This window comes from Lacticaseibacillus boliensis, assembly GCF_054784775.1.
This window is the reverse complement of sequence record NZ_BAAIHN010000053.1, coordinates 1-10,043: the sequence shown is the minus strand read 5'-3', so window position 1 is coordinate 10,043 and position 10,043 is coordinate 1. Positions and strand designations below refer to the sequence as shown.

Genomic DNA, 10,043 nt, shown 5'->3' with positions numbered 1-10,043 from the left:
CTAGCTTTTGGTTTCGACGCTTAGAGCATAGCATGGGTAGCTTTGTAGGTGTCCTTTTAATTTGTCATTTTAAAAAGGGCCTACACTCTCGGCGTTGGATTTCTCCAACACCAGAAAGTGTAGACCCCTTTTTGTACCAGAGCGGAGCAGGACGGTTTTAGGCATGTGTATAAGACAGCTCGGGTGCGTGCTGGCAACGCCAGCGCGTGACCGAGATGGCTTATACGCGATGCCGTTGTCCTGCGTAGCTCGACGAAGAAACCCAGAGCGAATCGAGGCGGGTTAGCGCGTAGCATAACGTGTGCTATCAGTACGCAAACTTGTTTGCGTAACTGATGGGCCCGTTATACCTAGCGCATTGCCTCGAGTAGCTCGACGATACCGGTCGGCACTAGAAAAGAGGAAAACAACATGGCATGGCTCTACTTAATCATTGCAGGAATATTTGAAGTCGTTTGGGCGACATTTTTAAAGCTCAGCGTCGGCTTCACGCATATCGGGTACACGATCGCGACGTTGGTCGGGATGATCGCCAGCTTCGGTTTTTTGGCGCAGGCGACCAAGACGCTACCGCTGAGTTTGGCGTATCCGGTGTGGACAGGCATCGGGGCGGTTGGTACGGTGATCTTAGGAGTCGTGATGTTTGGTGACCGGCTGAGCCCAATGGCGTGGGGATTTGTTGTGTTGCTGCTGATCGCGATCGTCGGTTTGAAGCTGACGGCGTAGCGCTTGTGAGCGACCATTATTGTGATTTTTGCAAGATTGTTTTTGCTAAAAGCCGGTGCTACAATGATGGCATCGACAACACGGATAGCTTGATTAGTGGCACAGTTTACGACTCGCCGACTTTGGAAATCACTTTCTAGGGCCGACGAGTTTTTGTTGTGAAAAGGAGAGACAACTACGGGATACGTATTTTTATTAGTGGCCATTTTTGGTGAATTGTTAGGGACAAACTTATTGAAAGCTGCCAACGGCTTTACGGTGTTATTGCCGACGATCGGCTCGCTGATCGCGTATGCCGCGTGCTTTTATTTTCTGTCGTTGTCGCTCAAAACGATTAACCTAAGCGTGGCGTATGCGCTGTGGGCGGGATTGGGGATTTTGCTGACGACCTTCGTGGCGGTTTTGGTCTGGAAAGAGCCGTTGAGCTCAGCCAATATTGTTGGCATCGCGCTCATTATCGTGGGCGTTGTGGTTTTGAATTTGTCAGGGTCCAGCCACTAGCGACGGCGAGTTTCACGTGAAACGTCCCGCTAAAAATTCAAAAAATCTTTCATACCGCCCAGCGGGGCTAATTCTTTGCGTATTTTTGCGACCCAGGTGATAATTTAATCAGGCGTTGGGTAGGGGCATCTACTGACCGGTCCTCCAAATGTTCTTTGTTTCCCCAGCATACCAGTGCGACCATCCGCAGCTTCCTGATCCTAGGGGCTGGATCTCCAATTCCAGTACATCGATGACTTGAACGGCCGGATACAAAGCTGCGGCCAATTCACAGGTCTGAGCGGATGCTCAACCACTTGGTGACAAGTGAAGCGTGTCTAAGGTCGCTCTCCGAAACGCGTTGCAACGCAAATGTAGGTCTTAGGGGTCCAAGGGTAATTCTGGTCGGCCCCAGCGATACATTCATGATACACAGAGCGGAGCAACCCGCTTTTAGCGATGGGGATAAGGTAGCTTGGGTACGCACCGGCAACGCCGGTGCGTGACCGAGATGACTTATCCGCAGTCGCGTTGGGTTGCACAGCTCGACTGCAACACAGAGCGAAGTGGCACGCACTTAGCGGGGCATATCGCGTATCTAGCCACACCCGCGTTGCGCCATGCAACTTCGCCAGCCTAGCCCCCAAGCGCAGGCGCGCAGCATCTCTGGGAAGTAGAGCGCACAGCCGATACTACAGGCTTGGCGGCGCTCGACCACTCGCGTAATTGCATATAACCGGGTAACAGCCCGCAAAAAATCCACGTTCAGTAAGGCTGAAACGTGGATTTGGTGTGCGCTGAATTAATAGGCTTCGTGCTTGCTGGTGTCGCCGTTGACCAAGGAGCGGAAATTGATAAAGCCGCTGTCTAGACCACGCAGCAACACTTCTGCCGTGCCGATGTTGGTCGCTAATGGCACGTTGTAGACGTCGCACAGACGGATCAAAGCGTTGACGTCAGGTTCGTGTGGCTGCGCGGTGAGTGGGTCGCGCAGGAAAATGACCAAATCGAGCTGGTTCTTGGCGATCAATGCGCCGATTTCTTGATCCCCGCCAAGCGGGCCAGAGTTGAAGCTGGTGATGTCCAAGCCAGTGGCTTCATGGATCTGGCTGCCAGTATGGCCGGTGGCAAACAAGTCGTGTTGGGCGAGGATCGGCTTGTAGGCGACGGCGAGCTGTTTCATTAAGGGTTTCTTTTCATCATGGGCAATTAATGCAATTCTCAATGTGGTTTCCTCCTTCAATCGTGAACGCTTTCAGAATAGCACAGCAAGATTAAGAATGCAGGAACAAATTTATTAATAGGTATGGCTAACAGACGCATGGAGCAGATTGTTTTCATGAACTGACTATCTTTAAGGTGTTAAGTTATAACTGAGTGGTGTATTGCGTGCTTAGCGGTCTGCGTTACAGCCTTAACTTCCCATAAAAAGAAATTCATAGTAGTATGAGAAATGCCAAATCCATCGGTCGCAAAAGCCACCAATTCTTACGTACAAGAATTGATGGCTTTACTTTGTATTCGGCAAAAATACAGCTCCTTGTCGCTGTGTTGGCAACTACAAGGATAATGAATCTATGAATCAGTAAGGATCGTGTGTTTTGACGGTAAGTATAGGATGATTAGTTGATATTAATTAGTTTTGCTAAGCGCTTCCCAGAGACCATTGAGGTAGGCGATGCCAAGTGCGCGGTCGTATAATCCATAGCCTGGACGACCGGATTCACCCCAAATATTACGACCGTGATCAGGACGAATATAGCCATCAAAGTTAGTATCATGCAGAGCCTCCATAATCTCATACATATCAAGGCTGCCACATTCACTGAGATGAGCAGATTCATGGAAGGAGTTGGCTTTAGGGTCATCATACGCGATGTTGCGTGCGTGGATAAATGGTGCGCGGTCTTTGCCAACAAATTCACGGATAATCGCTGGGAGATCATTTTCGGGGTTTTCACCGAGTGAACCGGTACAAATGGTGAATCCGTTATAGCGAGATTCATGCATTTCTTCAATGATACGCATATCTTGGGCGTTCTTATAAACACGTGGCAACCCGAACAGTGGACGAGGCGGATCATCCGGATGCATCGCCATACGTACGTCACATTCTTCACAGGTCGGGATAATGGCGTCCAGGAAGTACTTCATATTCTCGCGAAGTTTGGCTTCGTCGACGTCTTTGTAAGCATCAAAAAGCTTCTCGATCGTCGCTAACCGTTCTGGTTCCCAGCCTGGCAGAATAAACCCTTGGGCATTGTTGCGGGTCGATTCAATGATCTCGTGGGGATCATCAGACAATTTGTCGCTTTCAAAAGCCATAACATTAGAACCATCAGCGAGTTGATGGTGCAGGTCCGTGCGTAACCAGTCGAATACAGGCATGAAGTTATAGCAGATCACCTTGATGCCGTATTCAGAAAGGTTGCGGATTGTCTGCTTATAATTTTCGATGTACTGATCGCGACTTGGCAGGCCAATCTTGATGTCGTCATGGATATTGACGGATTCAATGACTTCCAGGTGCAGACCAGCGTCTTCGATTTCTTTTTTTAAGGCTGCAATTTTTTCTTTAGGCCAAACTTCGCCAACGGGAACATCATACAATGCACCGACGACTTGTGTTGTGCCGGGGATCTGGCGAATTTGCTGTAGGCTGATTGGATCGTCTTTAGAGCCGAACCAACGAAAACCCATATTTTTCATGAGGATCAATCCTTTCCTAATGTATCGTGAATCGTCTGGCGAACTGCACCAGAACCAGCAATCATTGCCGCAAAGTTCTTTTCAATGAGTGGAATCAACCCAGTCTTACTGAGATCAACACCGAAGACTTGTTGATTAGACAGGATTGGTGCCAGCGTATCGTGCACGTTGTGAACTTCACCGAGTTTGACATTGGCTACGAACGGTTGCAGGTCGTTTAGGAGCGGATCAGGACTAGGCTCGAATGTTTTACCATTGTCTTGAATACCCATTAAGTAACGGCACCAGCCAGCAAGAATCAGTGGCAGAGCCTTGAGTGCGGTAAGATCTTTACCCGAATCAAGATAGTGTTGCATGGTAACGCCGTAACGGATTGAAATTTTTTGAGAAGTATCACTGGCAATTCGCTGTGGTGTGTCAGGGATATTCTTATTCGGAAGACGGTGGTTGATTAATTCATCAATGAATGACTTAGGATTGATGATTTTGGGGTCTTTAACGACTGGCAGATCCTCGTGATAACCCAGTTGTTTGATCAAAGCGACCAAGTCAGTATCAGTCAATTCATCTGCGATTGAGGTGTAACCAAGCAGGCAACCGAAGATGGCTAACCCAGTGTGCAGAGGGTTTAAGCAGGCGGTGACTTTCATTTGATCGGCATCATTAACAGTTTCGCGATCAGTAAGGATGACACCGGCTTTTTCTAACGCTGGCCGGCCATTTGGAAAGCTGTCTTCAATAACAAGATAATGCGTTTTTTCGGTATTACCGAATGGTGCTATGTTGGTGTGTTTGTCAGTATGGATGATTGTCGTATCTTCAAATCCTTGTTTGTTGAGGGCTTCAGCAACTGTTGTCGCAGGGTTCGGTGTGATCCGGTCGATCATGCTCCACGGGAAACTGACTTGCTTGGGATCACTGAGATAATCAACAAATGCTTGAGGCGCATGTTCGTTGGCAACCCACCCTTCGGCAATCGTAAGAATAGCATCTTCAAAACGTTTGCCATTTTGAGAGAAATTATCAGTTGAGACCATGGCTATTGGCAACTTACCCGCGTTGAAACGAGCAAGGAGAAGGCGAGCAATTGCACCCATGTTGGTGCTGGCTTGCTCTGGATCACCGGCAATGTCTGCTTTGGCATCAGGAGTCAAAGCTTCATTGACGTCGCGCAAGGAATAGCCTTTTTCAGTGATCGACATGGTAACCATCTGCAAGGATGGAGCTTCAAAGATTGTCTTTAGGCGTTGCCAGCCGTTGGCGTTTGCTTTGTTGTAGTAAATGGCTTCAGCAACACTGGCAATTAAAGTGTTGTCGAAGTGTCCATCAGCATCCATGATCACTTGTAACGCGCGATTTTGATAAGGCGTATAAGCCTTATCAATGACTTCATCATCATATGTTTCAGCGACAACGACACCACTCTTAATGGCACCGATATTCAATAAGGTTTGTGCGGTTGCCGCGTGGAAACAGCGAAATAGATTTCCGCCGCCAAAGTGAACCCAGACTGGAGCCTCTCTGGTCGCTGCAATCATTTGAGCTTGGTCGAATTCAGGCACGGTGATTCCAGCTTTTTGAAACGCTGCAGTATTTTGACGATAGTCGTCTGTTAGTTTAACCATAATTGTTCTCCCTTCAAGAAACTGACATGCTAGAATGTCACATCTGTAAGGTAACACTTAATGTATCCGATTACAACACTGTTCCAGTGGCCTTTTTTTAAAATTGCAAAAAAACAGCTCTTTGCAGAGGGCAAAAAGCTGAGGCAGTACAAGAAGTTATAATTTAGTTCTCGTCATCAAAAAAATAATCTGGATAGGCCTGGCGAGCCATCTTAACATCCTCTCTAACGCTTTCAAGATGATGACTGATGGCTGCCTGAGCACCTTTGATGTCTTTTGTTTCAATACAATTGATGATATTGCTGTGTTCTTCTATAAGTAAGGGCCAGTCAGGAGTATGCATCTCTAATCGCAGGAAGCGTAGTCGATTAAATTGTAAATTAGCTTCTTGAAGCCAGTTCCAGATAAAAAGGTTATCGGTAAATACGTAAAATGATTCGTGAAACTGATCGTCCGCATTGAAGAAATTAGTATAGTCATTAGATTTCATATAAATATTTTGAAGATTGATAATTGTATGTAATGACTGAATTTGATCGGGTGTGATTGAAGAAATTACCTGAGCAACAACCATTCGTTCCATTGTTTCGCGCATTAAACAGGCCTGGTATACTGCCTTGATGCTAATTTTTGACACATAAGATCCGCTTTGTGCATAGACATCAACGAGACCAACACGCCCAAGCATTGCGATTGCTTGACGAACAGGAGCAATTTTAAGGTTTAGTCTTTCTTCTAAGTTTTTTTTGTTGATGCGTTCACCAGGCTTTAGTTCAAAATGAAGGATCATGTCCTGAATCTGGTTATAAGCGTCGTCTTGAAAGCTAATACTTTCTTTCATATATACCTCTTTGATGCGTCACTAAAGAACATAAAATGACAGCTATTTTTTCAACTATTATACGACAGATATCAATATTGGGGTATCCAAATTGTATGAGTCTTTTGGAAAAGGAGTTGACAGAATTAATGGAAGGGGTTACATTAATTATGAATTTTAGAATTCTAGAATATCAGTTGGATATGTACAGAGCTTAGAGACGTTTGCTTATTGATGTTCTTGAGTTCTAAGAAAGATAATGTTACTTACTCGTTCAATAATGTGGAGGGATTTTAAAATGCTAGTAGCACGTGTATACGGGAAAAAAGATTTGCGGCTCGAAGAGGATCCAGAGCCAACTATTACATCAACAGATGATGTGATTGTGAAAGTAAAGGTTGTTGGGATTTGTGGTAGTGATAATGGGATGTATCTTGGATTGAACCCGTTTGCAGAGTTGCCACAAATTATGGGGCATGAGTTTGTTGGTGAAGTTGTTGCAATTGGTGACGATGTAGATGGGATTGCAGTTGGTGATCATGCAGTAGCTGAGCCAATCAAATACTGCGGTAAGTGTTACGCTTGCCGCCAAGGAATGAACGGTGCTTGCGATTCACTTCAAGTGTTGGGTGTCCATCGTGATGGTGGGATGCAGGAATATATTAAGTTACCGTCGAAACAAGTACATAAGATTTCGAAGACAATTCCTTGGACAACAGCAGTTTTGTCAGAACCGTATACTATTGCCGGCAACGCGACCAACCTCGCCGAAGTTGGCCTCGGTAAGACCGTATTAATTCAAGGCGCAGGAACAATTGGTCAACTGACACTTCGCGTGGCCAAAGCAAAGGGCGCGCGTGTCATGATCTCGGATGTTGCCCAGTCTAAATTGGATTTTGCGAAAGCTAACGGAGCAGATGCAATTGTTAATGTAAAGACAGAGGATTTACAGCAACGAGTTAGCGAATGGACAAATGGTGAAATGGCAAACGTTGTTATTGATGCCGTGGGTGCCCCTTCAACCTTCGAAGCTTGTTTTGAATTAGCGTCTGGAGCAGGTCGGATCGTCCCGCTAGGATTTTCAACTGCGCCAACTACAGTAACACAAAAGCCAATTATGCAGAAACAATTAACAATTAGTGGCTCTCGGCATCAGTCTTTTCAGTTTGAACCAATCATTCATGCTATTGAAAATGGCCAATTAGGCGATGATGGTATGGTCAATCAAAAATTTGCATTTCGTGATATTCAAAAGGCCTTTGATTTAATGAATGAACATCCTGATGAGGCTCGGAAGATCGTGTTAGTTTTCTAGTGTGACGAATATAATGCCAAGTTGCAACTTGGCATTACTTTTGAGAGAAAAATAAAGCGCTTACCGAAAGGCGGTATTATTTATGGCACAAGCAAAAGATACCACGCTCAGCAATAAAGAGATGATCAAAGTTACGGCTAGTGGTTGGATGGGGACCGCTATGGACTTCATGGATTTTCAACTGTACTCATTAGCTGCAGCGATTGTCTTTAATGAAATTTTCTTCTCGAATGACAACCCTTCCATGGCTTTGGTTATGGCCATGGGAACTTATGGTGCCGGTTACTGTGCAAGACTATTTGGGGCTTGGTTCTTTGGCCGACTTGGTGATCGGATTGGTCGTCGTGATGTTTTATTCATTACCATTGCATTGATGGGGTTGGCCTCAACCTGTATTGGCTTTTTACCAACATATGCGCAAGTCGGGATTTGGGCGCCAATTGGTTTAGTGATTTTGCGGATTTTCCAGGGATTTGGTGCTGGTGCCGAAATTAGTGGTGCGAGTGTCATGACTGTTGAATTTGCAAAACAGAAGCATCGTGGATTTACGGGGAGTTTTGTTTGCTTAGGTACTTCGACAGGAACGTTGTTAGCCAATTTAATTTGGACGATTATTTTGTCTAAGTGCACTCATGCACAACTGATTGCTTGGGGCTGGCGTGTTCCATTCTATGCATCTTTCTTGATCATGATTGTTGCGATTGGTATCCGGATTTTCATCAAAGAAAGTCCAGTGATGGCAGAGAAGAAAAAGCTGCTTGAAGAAGAACGCGCAAAAATGGCTAAGCAAGAAAATGTTCAGATAGATACAAAGGAAGCTTTAAAGGTTATTAAGGGAGGACATCGTAGCGCATCTCTCAGAAATTTCTGGATTTCTGCAGGGCTCCGCTTCGGTCAAGCAGGCAATAGTGGTTTGCTACAAACTTATTTAGCAGGCTTTCTTGTGACGTATCTTGCAGTCGCTAAGACAGTAGCGACAAATGCAAACATAATCTCATCGTTAGTTTCCTTCATTACAATTCCATTGGTTGGCTTTCTTGGCGATCGTATCGGACGTCGTAAGATGTATATGATCTTATCTGCAGCGATGGCGATTTATGCGATTCCAATGATGCTGTTGATTAACACTAAGAGCACGGTATTAATCACGATCGCAATGATTATTGGACTCAACTTGGGCGTTCAAGGTTTATTCTCACTTGAAAATATCATGATTCCCGAACTGTTTGGCTCAATCCACCGGATGACGTTTGTGGCTGTTTCGAAAGAAGTCGGTGGCTTGGTTGCGACGGGATTTGGTCCAGTGATTGCCGCAGGACTGGTTACTGTAGCCACTGGGAGCTGGTGGCCACTTGCAATCATGATAATCGTCTTCTCTTTAACGACCTTCATCAGTGCTTGGCTTGCACCGGATACAAATCAGCGCGACCTCAACGATTTGGAGGATCCTTCTACTGATCGACATGCACGGAATGCCTCAGCTAAAGTCAAGTCGGTAGACTAGTATATGAATGTCTCGACTCAGTATGATTGGATAAGATGTCAGATTCGCGAAGATATTGTTACAATGCATTTATGCCCAGGAACACTACTTCACGCAAAGGAGTTACAAAGGTCATTAAATGTCGGGTTAATGCCAATACGTAATGCCTTGATTCAACTTCAAGTCGAGGGATTAGTGAATATCTTGCCACAGAGTAGAAGCTTCGTTTCTTATTTGAATTATAATCAATTAGAACAATCGGCATTTATCATTGAGCAATTAAATAAGGCTGTACTGTCGGTTCTATTAATGCAACCAGAAATATTGCTAGATGATCAGGTGAAACAGACGATTGCGTTAACTCGATATTATAGTCAAATAACAGATGTTTTCAATTTTGCTAAACAAGCCTCAGAGTTTTGGCGATTGTTATATCAGAGTGCGAAGAAGCTCTCAGCATGGGAATGGTTGCAGCCAATTTGGCAGCGAGTTTCTTGGTTGCAGATGCACAATATCGTGTCCTCATCGTCATATAGTCGTGTCATTACGGAACAAGAGGAACTGCTTAAAGCAATCCGAACAAAATCGGCGCCTGAGATTGATGAAATCGTTAGCTTTCAGATACAACGAATCTGTGTAGGAATCAAATACTACCTGGATTATTCATAGAATTTCAAAAAAGCAGCGCAATCCCATGATTCACACGGGACTGCGCTGCTTTGGTGTTTCACCCATTGGGTGCGCCTATATGCTAAGGCTGAGTCGACGAAAACCATCACGAAAGCGAGGCTTCACACCATCTCAACTTTAACCAGCTTATCCCTGCAATGCAATACCAATGTGACTGTGACCGCCGACGGCGGTCAACTTTCAAATGACGCCGGA

8 protein-coding genes and 1 pseudogene are annotated in these 10,043 nt (G+C 45.3%); 5 read left to right on the top strand and 4 right to left on the bottom strand.

The window, feature by feature from the left end; translation table 11 throughout:
- The first annotated feature begins 411 nt into the window (after window positions 1-411).
- Window positions 412-726 carry a DMT family transporter gene (locus ACYVRB_RS13555; RefSeq protein ID WP_461215986.1) on the top strand — a complete coding sequence of 105 codons (315 nt, stop codon included), beginning with the start codon at window positions 412-414 and terminating at the stop codon, window positions 724-726.
- Window positions 727-909: 183 nt separating this feature from the next.
- Window positions 910-1,227: pseudogene (locus tag ACYVRB_RS13550) on the top strand (DMT family transporter); the annotation flags it as partial.
- 781 nt (window positions 1,228-2,008) lie between these two features.
- Here the strand turns inward: ACYVRB_RS13550 and mgsA are convergent.
- The 4 genes from mgsA to ACYVRB_RS13530 all read right to left on the bottom strand — a co-directional run bounded on the left by mgsA (window position 2,009) and on the right by ACYVRB_RS13530 (window position 6,381).
- The gene (gene mgsA, locus ACYVRB_RS13545; protein WP_461215985.1) at window positions 2,009-2,431 is read right to left on the bottom strand and encodes a methylglyoxal synthase; all 423 of its coding nucleotides are present in this window, start codon (window positions 2,429-2,431) and stop codon (window positions 2,009-2,011) included.
- Window positions 2,432-2,838: 407 nt separating this feature from the next.
- Window positions 2,839-3,915: a mannonate dehydratase gene (uxuA, locus tag ACYVRB_RS13540; protein ID WP_461215983.1), complete on the bottom strand. Its 1,077-nt coding sequence runs from the start codon at window positions 3,913-3,915 to the stop codon at window positions 2,839-2,841.
- A 5-nt stretch (window positions 3,916-3,920) separates the two neighbouring features.
- Window positions 3,921-5,540 (bottom strand): mannitol dehydrogenase family protein, encoded by a 1,620-nt coding sequence (locus ACYVRB_RS13535; protein WP_461215982.1) that lies wholly within the window; start codon window positions 5,538-5,540, stop codon window positions 3,921-3,923.
- A gap of 163 nt (window positions 5,541-5,703) precedes the next feature.
- Window positions 5,704-6,381, bottom strand: coding sequence for a GntR family transcriptional regulator (locus ACYVRB_RS13530; protein ID WP_461215981.1), 678 nt, complete (start codon window positions 6,379-6,381; stop codon window positions 5,704-5,706).
- 277 nt (window positions 6,382-6,658) lie between these two features.
- Here ACYVRB_RS13530 and ACYVRB_RS13525 point away from each other — a divergent pair, with 277 nt between their 5' ends.
- From ACYVRB_RS13525 to ACYVRB_RS13515, 3 genes are all read left to right on the top strand, one after another.
- Window positions 6,659-7,675: a zinc-binding dehydrogenase gene (locus tag ACYVRB_RS13525; protein ID WP_461215980.1), complete on the top strand. Its 1,017-nt coding sequence runs from the start codon at window positions 6,659-6,661 to the stop codon at window positions 7,673-7,675.
- Window positions 7,676-7,757: 82 nt separating this feature from the next.
- The gene (locus ACYVRB_RS13520; protein WP_461215979.1) at window positions 7,758-9,179 is read left to right on the top strand and encodes an MFS transporter; all 1,422 of its coding nucleotides are present in this window, start codon (window positions 7,758-7,760) and stop codon (window positions 9,177-9,179) included.
- Window positions 9,180-9,182: 3 nt separating this feature from the next.
- Window positions 9,183-9,827, top strand: coding sequence for a GntR family transcriptional regulator (locus ACYVRB_RS13515; RefSeq protein WP_461215978.1), 645 nt, complete (start codon window positions 9,183-9,185; stop codon window positions 9,825-9,827).
- Window positions 9,828-10,043: the final 216 nt, after the last annotated feature.

Coding starts and splice junctions, on each gene's coding strand:
- ACYVRB_RS13515 (WP_461215978.1), top strand. CDS start 9,183: ATGAATGTCTCGACTCAGTATGATTGGATAAGATGTCAGATTCGCGAA.
- ACYVRB_RS13520 (WP_461215979.1), top strand. CDS start 7,758: ATGGCACAAGCAAAAGATACCACGCTCAGCAATAAAGAGATGATCAAA.
- ACYVRB_RS13555 (WP_461215986.1), top strand. CDS start 412: ATGGCATGGCTCTACTTAATCATTGCAGGAATATTTGAAGTCGTTTGG.
- ACYVRB_RS13535 (WP_461215982.1), bottom strand. CDS start 5,540: ATGGTTAAACTAACAGACGACTATCGTCAAAATACTGCAGCGTTTCAA.
- ACYVRB_RS13530 (WP_461215981.1), bottom strand. CDS start 6,381: ATGAAAGAAAGTATTAGCTTTCAAGACGACGCTTATAACCAGATTCAG.
- uxuA (WP_461215983.1), bottom strand. CDS start 3,915: ATGAAAAATATGGGTTTTCGTTGGTTCGGCTCTAAAGACGATCCAATC.
- ACYVRB_RS13525 (WP_461215980.1), top strand. CDS start 6,659: ATGCTAGTAGCACGTGTATACGGGAAAAAAGATTTGCGGCTCGAAGAG.